Below are 16613 nucleotides of genomic sequence, written 5' to 3'. Positions count from 1 at the left end.
GGACCATCGTGCCCTCGGCGCTGAAGCCGCCAAGCCCGCACCCCTCCTCGACCGGAGCTCCCGTGACGAACACCATTGCCCTCCAGGCCAACCGGCAAGACCTTCTGGGCCTCTTCCCGCCCGGCACCGGGCTCACCGACGACGGCGAACTGGTCACCGCGGGCGTGCGCCTCAGCGACATCGCCGAGGCGCACGGCACACCCACGCTCGTCGTGAACGAGACCGCGCTGCGCGCCCAGGCGCGCGCCTACCTGCAGGGGCTGCGCTCGCGCTGGCCACTGGCCGATGTCGCGTTCGCCTCCAAGGCATTCCCCTCCACCGCGATCTGCCGGATCGCCGCCGAAGAGGGCCTGTCGATCGACGTCGCCGGCGGCGGTGAACTGGCCGCCGCACTGGCGGCTCAGGCGGACCCGGCACGGATCGTCCTGCACGGCAACGCCAAGACCGACGAAGAGATCGAGATGGCCGTCCGCGCCGGCGTCGGCACGGTCGTCATCGACAACTTCGACGACATCGACCGGCTCGAACGGATCGTGACCGAGGAGCAGGGCGTCCTGGTCCGGGTCATCCCCGGAGTGCACCCCGGCACCCACGACGCGGTGGCCACCGGCCAGGACGACTCCAAGTTCGGCCTGCCGCTCGCACAGGCGCGCAAGGCCATCGCCCGGATGCGCGGCAGCGACCGGCTGCGCCTGGACGGCGTGCACATGCACGTGGGCTCGCAGGTCCTGCACACCGATCCGTTCGCACGGGCGGTGGAGGCCATCGCCGCACTCGGCGAGTTCGCCGTCTACGACCTGGGCGGCGGCCTCGGCGTGCGCTACACCTACAAGGAGCAGCCGCCCTCCCTCGACGAGTACCTCGACACCCTGACCGACGCGGCACGCCGCCACCTTCCCGCCGACGCCAAGCTCCTGATCGAACCGGGACGCTCCCTGGTGGCCACCTCGGCGCTGAGCCTGTACCGGGTGGTCACGGTCAAGCGCGGGGTGAAGACCTTCGTGGCCGTCGACGGCGGCATGGCCGACAACCTCGAACCCATGGTCTACGGCCAGCGTTTCGAGGCCACCATCACTGACCGCGTGGGCGGCGGCGAGCTCTGCGACCTGGTCGGCCGACACTGCGAGTCCGGCGACCGGCTGATCGCGGGCGTCGCGCTGCGCGACCCCCGACCCGGAGACCTGGTGGCCGTCCCGGTGACCGGGGCCTACTCCTACTCCGTCTCCAGCAACTACAACGGCGCCCGCCGCCCCCCGGTGGTCCTGTGCCGCGACGGCGAGGCCCGCGTGGCCGTGCGCCGAGAGACCTACGACGACCTCCTGCGCAGGGACGTCCGCTGGTGGTGACCCCAACAGAACCCACACGAGCCCCCACGGCACACCCACCACCCACAGCACACGGGCAGGAGCACACATGACACTGGCATCCACCTCGACCACGGGCACCACCGGGTCGAGAGTTCTGCAACGCGACGTCGGCTTCTGGGGACTGATGTTCGTCTCCCTGGGCTCGATCATCGGCTCCGGCTGGCTGCTGGGCGCGCTGACCGCCGCGAGCATCGCCGGCCCCGCCTCGATCGTCTCCTGGGTCCTCGCGGCAGGAATGCTGCTCCTGCTCGCGCTGGTCCACGCCGAACTCGGCGCCGCCTACCCGATGGCGGGCGGCACGGCCCGCTACCCGCACTTCGCCTTCGGACCGCTCGCCGGCTTCACCGCGGGCTGGATGTCCTGGCTGCAGGCCGTCACGATCGCCCCCATCGAGGTCGAGGCGACCCTCTCCTACACCGCCCACCTCAGCTGGGTCAGCCGTAATGTGACGATCCTTCACTCCGACGGAACACTCACCACGTCGGGCATCGGCATCGCCAGCGTCTTCATGCTGCTGTTCACCCTGGTCAACATCGCGGGCGTCAGCCTGCTGGCCGACTCCAACACGGTCGCCATGCTGTGGAAGACCCTCGTCCCGCTCCTGACCGTGGTCGTCCTGCTGCTCTTGACCTTCCACGCCGGCAACTTCACCGCCGGCGGAGGCTTCGCCCCGTACGGCGCGCACGGCGTCTTCGCGGCCCTGCCCGCAGGAGTGGTCTTCGCCCTGCAAGGCTTCGAACAGGCCATCCAGATGGCGGGTGAGGCCCGCAACCCGCAGAAGGACATCTCCCGGGCCGTCATCGTCTCGACCGTGATCGGCACCATCATCTACCTCGCCCTCGAGGTCGCCTTCATCGGAGCCCTGGACCCGGGCCAACTCCTCCACGGCTGGGCCAGCCCGATCGGCGCCGGCGGTTTTGGCCCCTACGCCCAACTCGCCAGCGCGGCAGGCGCCGGATGGCTGGCCGTGACGCTCTACATCGACGCCGTGATCTCCCCGAGCGCCACCGGACTCGTCTACCTCGGAACCTCCTCCCGCATCTCCTACGCAATGGCCACCGACAAGGCACTGCCCAGGTCCCTCGGCCGGGTCAGCCTGCGCGGCGTGCCCTTGGTATCCGTCATCCTCGCCCTCGTGGTCGGCGAACTCGCCATCCTTCCGTTCCCGAGCTGGCAGTCGCTGGTGAGCCTGGTGAGCTCCGCCACCGTGATGATGTACGGATACGCACCCGTCGCCCTGCACGCCCTCCGGCTGCGGAACCCGGACCGCCCACGCCCCTATCAACTGCCCGCCTGGCGACTGCTCTGCCCGTCCGCCTTCGTCTGCGCGAACCTCATCATCTACTGGTCCGGCTTCCAGGCGGAGTGGAAGATCAACGCCAGTCTGCTCCTGGGACTCGCCGTGTTCGGCCTGACCCGGGCCCGGCTCCCCCGCCAGGAGCGCCCGGCACTCCGGTCGAGGTCCGCCCTGTGGGTATGGCCCTGGCTCACCGGGCTGACGCTCCTCGGCGCCATCGGCCGCTACGGCGGCACCAACCTGCTCCCCGACTGGTGGGACATGGTCGCCGTGACCGCCTTCAGCCTGGCCGTCTACTACGCAGCCCTGCGCCTGGTCCTCCCCGCCGAGGAGGTCGCCGCAGCGGTCACCGCCGACGACAGCCCGCGGGCGTAACACTTGTCCGCCCCAGGGGCCGGGCGGCGATCACAGGATCGCATCCGCTGCACGGAGCGCCCGAGCACCCGAGCACCCGAGCACCCGAGCACCCGCAACAACTCCGCGACCGGCACGCCACATTTCAAGTAACGGGCGATGCCGTTGCGCCCGAAGCCGCGCCAGGGATGGTGCGAGGTACGCGTGCGGGCCCCCAACCGATAGGGGGCCCGCAAGGTCTCCAGCTCAGCCTGCCGTTCACGCCCGGCGGAGTGCGGCGCGGCCCGCGAAGCGCGCCGAGTCGCCCAACTCCTCTTCGATCCGGATCAGTTGGTTGTACTTCGCCGTGCGGTCGGAGCGGGAGAGCGAACCGGTCTTGATCTGACCGCAGCCGGTCGCCACCGCCAGATCCGCGATGGTGGTGTCCTCCGTCTCGCCCGAGCGGTGCGACATGACCGCCGTCCAGCCCGCCTGGTGGGCCGTCGCCACCGCGGCCAGCGCCTCCGTCAGGGTGCCGATCTGATTGACCTTGACCAGCACCGAGTTGCCGACGCCGGTGCGGATGCCCTCGCGCAGCAGCGCCTCGTTGGTGCAGAACACGTCGTCGCCGGTGAGCTGACAGCGGTCGCCGACGCGTGCGGTCAGCTCGCGCCAGCCGTCCAGGTCGTTCTCCGCCATCGGGTCCTCGATGGAGACGACCGGGTAGGCGTCGATGAGCTCGGCCAGGTAGTCGGCGTGCTCGGATGGGGTGCGGCGCACCCCCTCGCCAGCGTAGTCGTACACGCCGTCGCGGAAGAACTCCGACGACGCCGGGTCCATGACCAGGCCGATGTCCGTGCCGGGGCGGTAACCGGTGCGCTCGATGGCGGTCATCACGAAGTCGAGCGCCTCCTCGGCGGTACGCAGCGCGGGCGCGAAACCACCCTCGTCACCGACGCCGGTGGAGTGCCCGGCGGCCAGCAGATCGCGGCGCAGCGTGTGGAAGACCTCGCTGCCCATGCGGACGGCTTCCGCGAAGGAGTCCGCGCCCACGGGCACGATCATGAACTCCTGGAAATCCAGCGGATTGTCGGCGTGGGCGCCGCCGTTGACGATGTTCATCATCGGCAGCGGCAGCAGGTGGGCGTCGGCGCCGCCGAGGTAGCGGTAGAGGGGCCGGCGATGGGCCGCAGCGGCCGCCTTGGCAGCGGCGAGGGAGACGCCGAGGATCGCGTTGGCGCCGAGCCGGGACTTCGTGGCGGTGCCGTCGAGGGCGACCAGCGCGGCGTCGAGACCCGCCTGTTCCGCCGCGTCCCGGTCGCGCACGGACGCCGCGATCTCCCCGTTGACGTGGGCCACCGCGCGGTCGACGCCCTTGCCGTGCCACCGCGCGGAGTCTCCGTCACGCAGTTCTACGGCTTCCCGGGCACCGGTGGAGGCGCCGGAGGGGACCGCCGCGCGCCCCAGCGACCCGTCCACGAGGACGACGTCGACCTCGACCGTGGGGTTGCCCCGGCTGTCGATAATCCGGCGGGCGGTGACGGTCTCGATGGTGGTGTCGACGGTTCCGACTGCCTCTGCGGACATGGGAGTTCCTTCCCGTTGTCGTGTGCCGTGGCCCGGCTGCGACAGCGCTGGCGCTGAGCCCGACAGCGCAAACACTACAGCAATGCTGCTCAGTTTTGCTGTACAGCATTGCTGTTCAGCACTGCTGCGCAGGTCAGGTGCACAGCTTTGCTGTCCAACCGGCTAAACTGCCCTATGCCCACCCCGGAAGCCGCCGCCATCGCCGCCGAACTGCGCACCGCGATGGGCAAGCTCACCCGACGCGTCAAACACGAGGACCGCATCCCGCTGGGCCAGGCCGCCGTGCTCGGTGCACTCGACCGCAACGGCGCCATGACCACCAGCGACCTCGCCGCCGATCAGCGCGTACGCCCCCAGTCGATGGCTCGGGCGGTGGGGCTGCTCATGGAGCAGAACCTGATCACGCGCCGGGCGCACCCCACGGACGGCCGCAAGTCACTGGTCGAGCTGTCGGACGCGGGCCGGACCGCGCTCGAAGCAGAGCGCGGCCGCAGGGCCGGCTGGCTCGCGCAGGCCATCGAGGCCGAACTCACGGATGAGGAGCGGGCGTTGCTGGCACGGAGCGCCGCCCTGCTGGAGCGTCTCGCCGCGCGCTAAAAGCCGATGCTCACCCGTAGAGCTGGTGGCAGTCGTCGGCCAGCTGCGGCGGCAGTCCGGCCTGGTCACACATCGCCCCCTGACCGGTCACGACGGGGCCCACCGGGTGCGGCCGGTGGTGACGGCGGGTGCGCGGATGCTCTGCCACGCCGACCGGCGTCGACGAATGCGGGGGCGTCGACACCGCTGCCGCAGCGGTCACGGCCGTGCTCGGCGTCGTCGGGTCGGGCCGATGGGACAGGACGCCCGGCGCGGCCCCGGGCGGCATCACCGGGCTTGACCTGGTCCCCGTCGACAACACCGACCGGGAGGTCCACCGTCCCGACGCCCCGGTCGGTCGGTCCGGGGTCGCGGCACTGCAGGCAGCCGTCGACGCGAGCGCGACAACGACGACTGCACCGGACCAGAGGCGCATCGGGGTCCTCCTCAGCGACGGGCGGGGTCCTGCTCAACGAGCATGACCGGCCCGAGTTGCTCTGCGAGCGCGGAGGAGTGGCCACACCTCCCCGGCCTCGGGTGAGGGATGCTTCACGCAAGCGTGACGGGGAGACATGGACACGCCATAGCGCGGCAAACGTCGACTCCTAGCCTGGTCACCACACCGCCGCGCTGACCGATCGTCAGCTTACGGTGGCCACGCTCCACTTACGTCCCAGGAGGACACAGCCGTGACGCATCGCCTCAGGACCCTGGTCGGCCTGCTCGCCGCACCGCTCCCGATCCTCGCTCTCGCCGCCACGCCCGCCATCGCCGCGAACACGCCCGTCGGCACCGCCGCGGTGCGCGGCGACGTACTGCCGGCGGTGAGCCACTCCCTGCGCACCGGCGCGATCGCGGCCGACCGCCGAATAGCCGTCCAGGTCAGCCTCGCACCCCGGGACCAGGCAGGGCTCGCCGCCTTCCTGAACCAGGTGTCCGACCCCAGGTCCGCCCAGTACAAGCACTACCTGACCGTCCACCAGTTCGCAGCCAGGTTCGGCGCCACCGCCCCGACCGTCGCGAAGGTCACCGCCTACCTGACCGCGCAGGGGCTGAAGGTCTCCGCGCCCACCGCCAACCACCTCACCCTCCAGGCGACCGGAACCGCCGCGCAGATCGAGAAGGCCTTCGGCACCCGGCTGGCCACCTTCCACGAGGCCCGCACCGGACGCGACTTCTTCGCCAACACCACCGCGCCGCAGCTCCCCGCCGCGATCGCCTCGGCGGTCACCGACATCTCGGGCCTGAACGACTACGCGAGGTTCGACTCCTACGCCGAACCGGCGTCCACGCCCCGGGCGCAGTCCCGCGCGGTCACCGGTCTCACCCCGGCCAAGGCCCGCAGCGCCTACAACCTCACCTCCGCCATCGGCGCAGGCTACAACGGCACCGGCTCGACCGTGGCGCTGCTGGAGTTCTCCGCCTTCAAGCAGGCCGACATCACCAAGTACGACAGCAACTTCGCACTCAAGCCCACCACACCGACCGTGGTGAACGTCAGCGGCGGCACCACCGACCTGTCCGGCGAGGTCGAGGACGAACTCGACATCGAGGTCGTTCAGGCCATCGCCCCCGGTAGCACGATCAAGGTCTACGAAGCTCCCAACAGCGACGCCGGCGAGGTCGCGGTCTACGCACAGCTCGTCAGTGACGACGTCCCGATCATCTCCACCAGTTGGGGCATCGACGAGGCCGACGAGACGCCCAGCAACCTCACCGCCGTCCACGCCGACCTCCAGGAGGCCGCCGCCCAGGGCCAGTCCGTCTACGCGGCCTCCGGTGACAACGGCTCCGACGACGCCGGGAACGGCGGCACCTCCGTCGACTTCCCGGCCAGCGACCCGTCCGTCACCGGAACCGGCGGAACCACCCTCAAGCTCAACTCCAGCGGCTCCTGGTCCGCGGAGACCGCATGGTCGGGCAGCGGCGGAGGCGTCTCCTCCGAGTTCGCCACACCCGGCTACCAGACGCCCGTCAACAGCGGCAGCCACCGCACGGTCCCGGACGTCGCCGCCGACGCCGACCCGAACAGCGGCTGGGCCGTGTACAGCCAGGGAAGCTGGGGCGAGGTCGGCGGCACCAGCGCGGCAGCCCCCAACTGGGCCGCCTTCACCGCCGTCTACGACAACGAGGCGAAGGTCAAGGGCAAGCCCGCCTTCGGGTTCGCCAACCCCACCATCTACACCCTGGCCCAGTCCACGAACTACGGCTCCGCCTTCCACGACATCACCACCGGCAGCAACGGCGCCTACAGCGCTCACGCGGGCTACGACCAGGTCACCGGCTGGGGCTCCTACAACGGCGCCGGGTTCCTCAGCGCCGAGCTCGGCTGAGGCACCGTCAACAACACGCCACGACAATGACCATGACGGCCCGGGGTCAACCGGGCCGTCATGCGTGGCTCAGCAGCTCAACGGCTGGACGAGCACGTCGTCGGCGGCGAAGCCCGGTGTGAGGTTGCCCGCCTGGACCCGGAGGCGGATCTGGGCCGGTGCCCCGGCTCCGGAGGTGAGGTGGGCGGTGGCGAGTTCGGTGGTGTCGACGTAGACGTCGTACGTGCCCGCGGCGGGGTGGAGGACCAGGGAGACGGGCAGCCAGACGCCGCTGGGGTAGGCGAAGGTGGAGTCGGTCCAGGTGCCGTTGTCGGTGTAGGCGGCGTTGCCGTCGGCGGCGAGGCTGAACTGGGCGACAGGGTTGCCGTTGGCGTCGAGGACGTGCAGGCCGAGCGGCGCGTCGGTCTGTCCCGCCCACAGCCGGGCGTCGACGCGAAGATCGCCGCTCGGGGAGGTGAAGGAGCGGGTGACCGTGGTGTCCGTGCTCTGGCCGGTGAGGAGCAGGGAACTGCCGTACTCCCCCGCCGCGGGGTCGGCGCCGACGAGGGCACCCGCAGCGGGGCCGGTGACCGTCCAACCGGTGGGCGCCGCCCCGGCCGTGTCGGTGTTGAAGGTGTCCGCGACGGGTGGCGTGCAGACGGCTCCGCCCTGGTAGGCGCCGATGTCGAGAGCTCCGCTTGTCGGCACCGGGTCGCCGAAGTAGTCGAGTCCGCTGTTGCCGCCGACCTGGACCCCGGCTGACAGTGCGGCCGACCCGGTGGACAGCTGGTAGCCGTAGGCGTCGGCCAGCTCACGGCTGTTGAACAGGGGCGCGCCGGTGACGGAGTTGGTCGCCCCGGAGGGGACGGGGACGTCGTAGAAGAGGTTGTGGTCGATGACCCAGGCGGGGTCGTTGAGGGTCCAGCCGACGGTTCCGGTGCTGCCGTGCCGGACGACCGCGTTGTCGGTGAACTTCACGTCCAGGATGGCGCTGGTGGACTCGGTGACGATCTGCTGGCTGATGCCGTTGGCGAGGTAGAGGGTGTTGCCGTAGATCTGACCGTTCTTCAGGGCGCCGTCGCAGACCTGGAAACCGCGGGCGGAGTCGTTGACGGAGATGTTGTCGCGGATGACGAAGTCGCTGGTCGGGGTGTTGTAGGGGCAGAGCAGGAAGAAGCCGCCCTGGTTGTCGTGGGAGAGGTTGTACTGGAAGACGACGCCGTCGGTGGAGTGGTCCACGTCGTAGGCCATGCCGTCGGAGGTGCTGTTCCCGCCGGAGGTGTCGTTGTACTGGAAGGTGGCGTCGACGCTGTTGGCCGTCCACATACCGGCGTTGGGTGAGCCGGAGCGTTCGTTGAAGCCGCTCAGGGTGTTGTGGTCGACGAGGGTGTTCTGGCCGGTCATGGGTGCGATGCCGTCGCCGCCGATGTCCCACAGCAGGTTGCCGCTTACGACGAGGTCCGTGAACGGGGTCCAGGCCGCCGTGCACAGCGTGCTCCAGAAGGCCGCGAGGCGGGAGCTCTGGCACCAGTTGGACCAGGTGTAGATGCCTTCGCGGTCCACGGTGTGGATGCGGTTGTCGAGGATCTGCAGTCCGGCGAACGCGGTGGGCGTCGTGCTGCCCTGGGCCTCCACGACGATGCCGCCCGAGGCACCTGCGTACTTGCCGGTGCCGTTGCCGGTGGTGGTCTTCGCGGGCAGGGCGCCGCGCACGTCGTGGATGTCGAGGTCCTGCAGGACGATCCCGGGCAGGATGCCGGCGTCGGCGGCGTAGACGTAGACGCCGCGGCGGGCGGTGGTGTTGTCTCCGGGCGCGGACAGGGACAGGTCGCGGACCTGGACGTAGGACTCGTCGGCGAGCAGCACGGCCTGGGCGGCGCCGTCGGCGTCGATCGCGGGCAGCGCTCCGCTGCCGTAGGCGTCGATCAGGATCGGAGCGGCGGCGGTGCCGGAGCCGTGCGGGGTGAGGCTGCCGGAGCAGGTGGTGCCGCGCGCGAGGAGGACGGAGTCGCCCGGCTGGAGCGTCAGCGCGTCCACATCGGCCAGGGCGTTGAAGGGAGCGGCCTGGGTGCCGGTGCCGTCGACGGTGGCAGAACAGTCGACGTAGTAGGCGGTTCCGGTGGTGGCTGCGGCCGATGCGGCTGCGGCAGGTAGGGCAGGGGCCAGGGGCAACAGGGAGATGACGGCGGCGAGCGCGGGCAGCGCCCACGGCCTCCGCTTGCGGCGGGGCGTGCGGGTCGGCGACAACACGGGTCCTCCTTCATGGCGGGTGGTGCTCCTTTCGGCCCTCAGCGCAACAGCGCTTCGGGAAGCATCGCGGTCATGCCGCCGTCCACGGCGAGACAGGCGCCGTTGACGAAGGACGACTCGGGTGAGGCGAGGAAGCCCACGGCGCGGGCGATCTCGGCGACGTCGGCGAAGCGGCCGAGCGGTGAGGCGCGCAGCATGGCCGCCGCCGTCTCCGGGTCGTCCCAGACATGCCGGTTGCGCTCGACCGGGACGAAGCCGGGCGCGACGGCGTTGCAGCGGACCCCGCGCGGCCCGAACTCCACCGCCGCGGCCCGCGTGAGCGCCAGCAGCCCGGCCTTGGCCGCGGCGTAGGCGGAGAAACCGGGTACCGCGCCGAAGGCGTGTGGCGACGCGATGTGGACGATCGCTCCGCCCTGTTCACGCGTCTGGCGCGCGAAGGCGGTGTCGAAGCGCCGGGCGGCGGTCAGCACGACGTGCAGCATTCGGTCCCACTCGGCCTCCGGCTGCTCGTCCAGAGGCGCGGGAGCACCGCCGAAGGCGGACTGGACGAGGATGTCCGCTCCCCCGCCGAGCCGCCGGGCTGCGGCGAAGGCGGCGTCGAGCGCGGCGGGGTCGGTGACGTCGCCCCGCACGACCGCAAGCGCGTTCGCCGTCTGCGTGGCCGCCGCGTCCGGCTCGGCGAGGTCCACGGCGACCACGGCGGCGCCCCGGGCGAGGAGCTCGGTGACGACCGCCGCACCGATGCCCCGGGCGCCGCCAGTGACGACGGCGGTCCGCCCGTGCAGGTCACGGGGCCTGGCGATGACGTCGGGCGGGGCAGTGCTGCCGGACGGGGCAGTGCTCTGCGTAGCGGTCATCCGAGGGCTCCGTCCAGTCGGGGCAGCGGCACCACTCGCCAGTGGCGGGCGACGAGGCCGAGGCCGAGGCCACTGCCGTGAGGGGGTGTCAGCCAGGGTCCGTGGGGTGGTTCTGCGGACGTCACGACCGCGTCGCGCCAGGGGGTCTCACCGAAGGCGAACTCGGTCTCGGTGTCCGGCCCGAGGGCGGCGGCCAGATGCAGGCCGGCGGCGGTGCCGACGGGTCCGGCGGGGTTGTGCAGGGAGACGCGCACCCCGGCTTGCGCTGCCTCCTCGGCCAGGCGGCGCGCGGCGGCGTAGCCGCCGCTGTGCTTGACGTCGGGCAGCAACCAGTCGAGGTGCCCGCTGCGCAGGGCGGTGCGGACCTGCGCCGGTTCGGTGGCGAACTCGCCGCCCGCCAGCGGAGCGATGCAGGCTGCGTGGACCGCCGCGAGTCCGGCCGCGTCGTCCAGGGGGACGGCGTCCTCCAGCCAGCGCAGGTCGAGCGCGCTCAGTTCGCGAGCTGCGGCCAGCACCTCCTCGACGCCGAGCAGCAGGTGCGCGTCGACCATCAGGGCGGTCCCGGGACGCAGCGCGCGCCGGGTGGCGCGAGCACGGGCGAGCCCCTCGCGCAGCCGGTGCGCGGGGGGCAGTCCGTCGAAGGGTGCGCACTTGACGGCCCGGTAGCCGGCCGCCTCGGCTGCGGCGGCGACCTCGGCGAACTCCTCGGGGGTGCGCGTGCGGAGGGCGCGGTTGATGTTGGCGTAGCGGTGCACCGGACGCGCCGCGGCAGCGCCGAGGGCCTGCCACAGTGGCACGTCCGCCTGACGGGCGCGCAGGTCCGTCAGCGCCTGTTCCAATGCGCCGTGCACGGTGTGGCGGGCGAGCGGCGGGGTGGACGTGTCCGCGCGCAGCCGCGCCAGGACCTCCTGCGGCGGGAGACCGGCACGCAGTAGCGCGGCGGCCAGGGCCCAGGCCCGGCGGGCGCCGGGACCGGCGTCCGAGGACTCGCCAAGTCCGGTGCGGCCCCCGGTGTCGGCGAGCGCGGCCACCCACCAGGTGGTGCGTGCGGAGACCCGCGTCTGGTGCAGTTCGAGGCGAAGCGGCCCGCTCACGCGTGCGTCACCAGCTTCTCCGCTCCTTGCTCGAAGCCATGCCCGAAGCCTTGCTCGAAGCCGAGCGGGTCGCTGAAGTAGGCGTCGAGGAACGGCGCCGCGCTGGACAGCACGAGGGCGTGCGGGCCCAGAGCTGAGGGGACGAGCCGCGCTGCCGCCTCGGCTCCGAGCTGGCTGCGCCGCACCAGTTCGCGTCGGACGTCCGGCAGGTACTCGGGCGTCTGCAGCGGTCCTCCGGCCAGGACCACCAGTTCCGGGTTGACCAGGTCGAGCACGAGGGCGGCGGCCCGGCCGACGTGCCGGGCGCGGCGCCGCAGGAGCGTGCCCGCGGCCCGGTCTCCCTGCTGGGCGCGACGCACCAGGTCCTCGAAGGCGTCGTGTTCGCTCGCGGCACCGGAGGCGCGGGCGAGCGCCAGCACCGCCTCGTCGGTGGCGACGGCGTGCAGGCAGTCGTACCTGCCGCAGCCGCAGCGCACTCCGCGCGCGCCTGCCACCGGCAGGTGGGTGAGCGTTCCGGCCGCCGAGCGCGGACCGCCGTGGATGCTCCGGTCCAGCACCAGAGCGCTGCCGATGACGTTGCCGATGAACAGCTCCACCATGCTGCGCGCGTTCGTCGCCGCGCCGTACCAGGACTCGGCCAGGGCCATCGCCCGCACAGTCCCCTCCAAGCGCAGCGGCCGGCCCAGGGCGGTGGCGAGCAGGCTGCGGAGCGGGACGTCGTACCAGCCGAGCGGCTGGTGTTCGACGACGATGCCGTGTTCGGTGTCCACCCAGCCGCCGATGCCGACGCCGACACCGAGTATCCGGCGGCCCCGGCCCAGCTCCTCGACCAGCTCGGCCACGGCGTCGGCCGCCTGGGTGACCAACTCGCCCGGCTGGAAGGAGTGGTGAGGGTGCGCCGCCTGGCCGAGCACGACGCCGCGCGGATCCACCAGCCCCACCGTGGTACGCAGCAGACCGATGTGGATGCCGACGACGGCACTGCGCGCCGGGGGGAGGTCCAGCGGGATGCGGGGTCGCCCGGTCTCCTCCGGGCCGCGCACGCCGGGCAGTTCGTGCAGCAGCCCGGCCGAGGTCAGTCGGGCGGTCAGCCTGGTGACGGTCCCGGCGGAAAGGCCGGTGAGCTCGGCGATCCTGGCACGCGGCTGGGGACCGTGCGCCAGCACCGTCCGCATGATCGCGGCGACGTTGCGGCGGCCGACGTCTGCGGGCTGTGCCACCGTGGAGGTCCACGAGGTGGGATCGGCCGTCCCGGACCGCTCGATCATGGTTTCTTCCCTGCCGTTCTCGGGTCGTGGTCGCGGACTCTCAGGGTCGTCAGGATCCCAGGGTCGCCCGGGCCGCTGCGGCCTGGGCGGCGGCCCCCGCCGCCTCCGCCTCGTCGGCCGCCTGCTCCAAGCCCGTTCCGGTCGTGGCGAAGAAGGGGAAGGCCAGCAGCACGGCAGCGCAGACGAGGTAGGCGAGCGAGAACAGCGCCACCGCGTGCAGGCTCCAGGCGCTGATGACCGTCGGGCCGAAGCCCGCGGTGACGGCGATGGCGAGCCTGCCCGCCGCCTGGGTGAAGCCGGTGCCGACCCCGCGCAACGCGGTCGGGAAGAGCTCCGCGGACCAGATCCATGCCAGCGTGCCCGGCCCGATCCAGGTGAAGAAGGTGAAGGCGAGCCAGCTCACGAAGACCACGGTCCGGTTTCCGGTGCCTCCCCAGGCGAGGACCTGGGTCACGGCGAGGGCGGCCAGCGCGGTGGCCACGCCGAACCAGCGGCGGTCGACCCGGTCGACCAGGAACGCACCGAGCCCGACCGCGCCGAGACCGACCAGGAAGCCGTAGAGCGTGAACTGCATGGCCTGACTCGCGTCCAGGCCCGCGGCGGTCAGGAAGAGCGGACCGGCGATGGTGCTGACCCCGCCGCCGAGGCCGTTCGCCGCGAAGAACAGCGCGAAGGCGAGCGTGCGGGTGCGGTACTTGGCGCCGAACAGACCTCGGTAGCCGCGCAGCCCAGCGGCGGAGTCGGGACGGGCGGGGCGCTCCAGGCCGAGTCGGGCGAAGACGGCGTCCGCCTCAACGTGCCGGCCCTGGGCCTGAAGCCAGCGCGGCGACTCGGGGAGCAACTGCCGACCGGCCAGCACCAGCAGGGCGGGTATGGCCGCCAGACCGAAGAGCCAGCGCCAGGCGTCCGGGTTCCCCTTCAGCGCGATGGCGACGAGCGCCGAGGTGATCGCACCGAGCAGCCACATCGCGTTCGGCAGCGAACCCGCGAGCCGTCCGCGCCGCCGCGCGGGCGCGACCTCGGCGAGGAAGGACGAGCTGGTCGGGATGTCCATGCCGACGCCGACGCCGATCAGGAAGCGCGCGGCGACCAGCTCCGGCACGTTGGTGACGAAAGCCGAGGCCAGGGCGAAGACCACGAAGAGCAGGAGATTGATCACGAAGATGGCGCGGCGGCCGAAACGGTCCGTCAGATCACCGAAGACGAGTGCGCCGAGGGCCGCGCCGACGAAGCTGGCCGCGCCGAGCACCCCCTTGTCGACGGGCGTCAGGCCGAAGGCCGGGCTCAGGAAGATCAGAGCGGTGCTCATCACCAGCAGGTCGTAGCCGTCGACGAACTCGCCGAAGGCGACCAGCGGCGGCGCGAGTCTACGCACGGTCCGGGCGGAGACCCGGGAGGTGGGAACGGCGGCGGAGGACATGACGGCTCCAGGCAGGCGGAGTGGAGGTGCTTAGTTTCACCCCGAAAGTTAGAGGCCGTGGACGGCGCGGAACAAGACTGGCGACGCGTCAGAACCGTTTCGGGGCCAGGTTTCACGGGGCGCAACACAGCCGCAAAGCCCCCGCAAGGCCGCCGCAGGAAACGGGCGTCGCAGGCCCGGTCACCGGTACCGTGCCCGCACCCCCGGCATCCCGACACCCTCCCCAGGAGCCCCCGTGACCGCAGTCCATCAGGCCCGCGCCGTCCTCGAAACCCGCGCCGTGGTGGGCGAGAGCCCGCTGTGGGACGCCCGAGAGGGTGTCCTGTGGTGGACCGACATCCCCCGTGGGGAGCTGCACCGCTACCACCCGCAGAGCGGGCGCGACACGCTTCGCGCCGCGTTCCCCGCTCCGCTCAGCGCCGTCGCCCTGCGCGCCCACGGCGGACTGTTGTTGGCGCTCGGCGACACCGTCGCCGCCTTCCGCTCCGACGCGGGCGACACCGGCGACACCAGTACCACCGGTGCCACCGAGCCGGAACCCCTCGCCCGGTTCGCTCTGCCCTCAGCCGACCACCGCCTCAACGATGGCCGTTGCGATGCCCAGGGCCGCTTCTGGATCGGCAGCATGTCCACCACGGGCGAGTCCGGCACCAGTGCCTTGCACCGCATCGAAGGCGCGGGCGGCGCCGCGCACGTGACGACCGTGCTCACAGGTGTCAGCATCTCCAACGGACTTGACTGGTCGCCGGACGGGACCGTGGCCTACTACGCCGACTCACCCACCCGCGAGGTCGCCGTTTTCGACTGCACCGGCCCCGGTCTGCACCGCACCGGCACCCTGGCACGGTTCACCGACCGCGTTCCGGACGGGCTGACGGTCGACGCCGAGGGCGGCGTCTGGGTCGCGCTCTTCGGTGGCCACGCCGTCCACCGCTACCTGCCCGACGGGACACTCGACGCGATCGTCGCGGTCCCCGCCGCCAAGGTCACCAGCTGCGCCTTCGGCGGCGCGGACCTGCGCACCCTCTACATCACCACCGCCAGCCGAGGCCTGAGCGAAGCCGAGTTGGGCGACCAGCCGATGGCCGGCTCGCTGTTCGCCTGCGAGCCGGGCATCGTGGGCGTCCCCCCGCACCCCTACGCCGGATGACCCGTACAGGAACGACCCGTACAGGAACAACCCATGCAGGAACGACCCATGCAGCAACAGGGAGCGAAAGACATCCGAGCCGCACAGGGCACCGCCGGAGGCTTACGCGAAGCCCGCCGTGGCGTGTGGGGCGTAGGCTTCCTCCAGGAAGTCCGCCTCAGCGTCGTCCAGCTCCAAGTCCACCGCAGCGATGGCATCCTGAAGGTGCGTCAGCTTGGTCGCCCCGACGATCGGCGCGGAGACCACGGGATTGCGCAGGACCCAGGCCAGTGCGACCTGTGCCGCGGAGACCCCGCGCTTGCCCGCAACCTCGTGGACCCGCTCGACGATCGTCCGGTCGCTCTCCAGGTACAGGCTCTTGCCGAACTCGTCGGTCTCGGAGCGCGCGGTCGAGGCGTCCCAGGAGCGGGTCAGCCGCCCCCGGGCCAGCGGGCTCCACGGGATCGAGCCCACGCCCTGGTCCGCGCAGAGCGGCAGCATCTCTCGCTCCTCCTCCCGGTAGAGCAGGTTGTAGTGGTTCTGCATGGAGACGAACCGCGTCCAGCCGTTCCGCTCGGCGGTGAACTGGGCCTTGGCGAACTGCCAGGCGTACATGGAGGAGGCCCCGACGTAGCGGGCTTTCCCCGCCTTCACCACATCGTGCAGCGCCTCCATGGTCTCCTCGATGGGCGTGCGGTAGTCCCACCGGTGGATCTGGTAGAGGTCGACGTAGTCCGTCCCGAGCCTGCGCAGGCTGTTGTCGATCTCAGCGAGGATCGCGCGCCGTGACAGCCCGGCGCCGTTCGGGCCGGGGCGCATCCGGCCGTGCACCTTGGTGGCGATCACGACCTCCTCGCGCGGGACGAAGTCCGTAAGGGCCCGCCCGACGATCTCCTCACTGGAGCCGTCCGAGTAGACGTTGGCCGTGTCGAAGAAGTTGATCCCGGCGTCCAGAGCGGCGCGGATGATCCCCCGGCTGGGTTCCTCCGCAAGGGTCCACGCGTGGTTGCCGCGGTTCGCCTCGCCGAAGCTCATGCAGCCGACGCAGATCGACGAGACCTCCAAGCCGGTGGTCCCAAGTCGGTTGTAGCGCATGGTCGTCCTCTCTCGTACGAGGTCGGCA

13 protein-coding genes are annotated in these 16613 nt (G+C 71.7%); 5 read left to right on the top strand and 8 right to left on the bottom strand.

The features are described 5' to 3' along the window. Window positions 1-62: 62 nt before the first annotated feature. Complete coding sequence (lysA, locus tag ABH940_RS21230; protein WP_370105960.1) at window positions 63-1346, top strand: diaminopimelate decarboxylase; 1284 nt, start codon at window positions 63-65, stop codon at window positions 1344-1346. Between the two features lie 67 nt (window positions 1347-1413). Then, window positions 1414-3039 carry an APC family permease gene (locus tag ABH940_RS21225; RefSeq protein WP_370062024.1) on the top strand — a complete coding sequence of 542 codons (1626 nt, stop codon included), beginning with the start codon at window positions 1414-1416 and terminating at the stop codon, window positions 3037-3039. Between the two features lie 237 nt (window positions 3040-3276). Here the strand turns inward: ABH940_RS21225 and eno are convergent, their stop codons facing one another. After that, window positions 3277-4584 carry a phosphopyruvate hydratase gene (gene eno, locus ABH940_RS21220; RefSeq protein WP_370105959.1) on the bottom strand — a complete coding sequence of 436 codons (1308 nt, stop codon included), beginning with the start codon at window positions 4582-4584 and terminating at the stop codon, window positions 3277-3279. A gap of 174 nt (window positions 4585-4758) precedes the next feature. On the opposite strand from eno, the gene ABH940_RS21215 reads away from it, so the two are divergent. Further along, window positions 4759-5181, top strand: coding sequence for a MarR family winged helix-turn-helix transcriptional regulator (locus ABH940_RS21215; protein ID WP_370062020.1), 423 nt, complete (start codon window positions 4759-4761; stop codon window positions 5179-5181). A 10-nt stretch (window positions 5182-5191) separates the two neighbouring features. On the opposite strand, the gene ABH940_RS21210 is transcribed toward ABH940_RS21215, so the two are convergent. Further along, window positions 5192-5452 (bottom strand): hypothetical protein, encoded by a 261-nt coding sequence (locus ABH940_RS21210; RefSeq protein ID WP_370105958.1) that lies wholly within the window; start codon window positions 5450-5452, stop codon window positions 5192-5194. A gap of 397 nt (window positions 5453-5849) precedes the next feature. On the opposite strand from ABH940_RS21210, the gene ABH940_RS21205 reads away from it, so the two are divergent. Then, window positions 5850-7493 (top strand): protease pro-enzyme activation domain-containing protein, encoded by a 1644-nt coding sequence (locus tag ABH940_RS21205; RefSeq protein ID WP_370105957.1) that lies wholly within the window; start codon window positions 5850-5852, stop codon window positions 7491-7493. A 69-nt stretch (window positions 7494-7562) separates the two neighbouring features. Here the strand turns inward: ABH940_RS21205 and ABH940_RS21200 are convergent, their stop codons facing one another. From ABH940_RS21200 to ABH940_RS21180, 5 genes are read right to left on the bottom strand one after another with little or no spacing between them, the layout of a single operon-like run. Next, a complete protein-coding gene (locus ABH940_RS21200) occupies window positions 7563-9722 on the bottom strand; it encodes a hypothetical protein (RefSeq protein WP_370105955.1) in 2160 nt (719 codons plus the stop codon). 38 nt (window positions 9723-9760) lie between these two features. Further along, entirely contained in the window at window positions 9761-10579 is an 819-nt protein-coding gene (locus ABH940_RS21195) for an SDR family NAD(P)-dependent oxidoreductase (RefSeq protein ID WP_370062012.1), read from the bottom strand. Then, complete coding sequence (locus ABH940_RS21190) at window positions 10576-11673, bottom strand: enolase C-terminal domain-like protein (RefSeq protein WP_370062010.1); 1098 nt, start codon at window positions 11671-11673, stop codon at window positions 10576-10578. The genes ABH940_RS21195 and ABH940_RS21190 overlap by 4 nt, the downstream gene beginning before the upstream one ends. Next, window positions 11670-12941 (bottom strand): ROK family transcriptional regulator, encoded by a 1272-nt coding sequence (locus ABH940_RS21185; RefSeq protein ID WP_370062008.1) that lies wholly within the window; start codon window positions 12939-12941, stop codon window positions 11670-11672. Before ABH940_RS21185 ends, ABH940_RS21190 begins: the two co-directional genes overlap by 4 nt. Window positions 12942-12990: 49 nt before the next feature. After that, the gene (locus tag ABH940_RS21180; protein WP_370062006.1) at window positions 12991-14361 is read right to left on the bottom strand and encodes an MFS transporter; all 1371 of its coding nucleotides are present in this window, start codon (window positions 14359-14361) and stop codon (window positions 12991-12993) included. 235 nt (window positions 14362-14596) lie between these two features. Here ABH940_RS21180 and ABH940_RS21175 point away from each other — a divergent pair, with 235 nt between their 5' ends. Then, window positions 14597-15511: an SMP-30/gluconolactonase/LRE family protein gene (locus tag ABH940_RS21175; protein WP_370105954.1), complete on the top strand. Its 915-nt coding sequence runs from the start codon at window positions 14597-14599 to the stop codon at window positions 15509-15511. A 102-nt stretch (window positions 15512-15613) separates the two neighbouring features. On the opposite strand, the gene ABH940_RS21170 is transcribed toward ABH940_RS21175, so the two are convergent. Next, window positions 15614-16585, bottom strand: a complete 972-nt coding sequence (locus ABH940_RS21170; RefSeq protein ID WP_370062002.1) for an aldo/keto reductase — start codon at window positions 16583-16585, stop codon at window positions 15614-15616. Between the last annotated feature and the right edge of the window lie 28 nt (window positions 16586-16613).

It is taken from the genome of Streptacidiphilus sp. BW17 (assembly GCF_041262485.1).
Lineage (GTDB): Bacteria > Actinomycetota > Actinomycetes > Streptomycetales > Streptomycetaceae > Streptacidiphilus.
This window is presented reverse-complemented; position numbering and strand designations above follow the sequence as displayed.

Excerpts from the sequence above, each read along its gene's own strand:
- ABH940_RS21225 (WP_370062024.1), top strand. The coding sequence starts at position 1,414 with ATGACACTGGCATCCACCTCGACCACGGGCACCACCGGGTCGAGAGTT.
- eno (WP_370105959.1), bottom strand. The coding sequence starts at position 4,584 with ATGTCCGCAGAGGCAGTCGGAACCGTCGACACCACCATCGAGACCGTC.
- ABH940_RS21215 (WP_370062020.1), top strand. The coding sequence starts at position 4,759 with ATGCCCACCCCGGAAGCCGCCGCCATCGCCGCCGAACTGCGCACCGCG.
- ABH940_RS21195 (WP_370062012.1), bottom strand. The coding sequence starts at position 10,579 with ATGACCGCTACGCAGAGCACTGCCCCGTCCGGCAGCACTGCCCCGCCC.
- ABH940_RS21185 (WP_370062008.1), bottom strand. The coding sequence starts at position 12,941 with ATGATCGAGCGGTCCGGGACGGCCGATCCCACCTCGTGGACCTCCACG.
- ABH940_RS21180 (WP_370062006.1), bottom strand. The coding sequence starts at position 14,361 with ATGTCCTCCGCCGCCGTTCCCACCTCCCGGGTCTCCGCCCGGACCGTG.
- ABH940_RS21170 (WP_370062002.1), bottom strand. The coding sequence starts at position 16,585 with ATGCGCTACAACCGACTTGGGACCACCGGCTTGGAGGTCTCGTCGATC.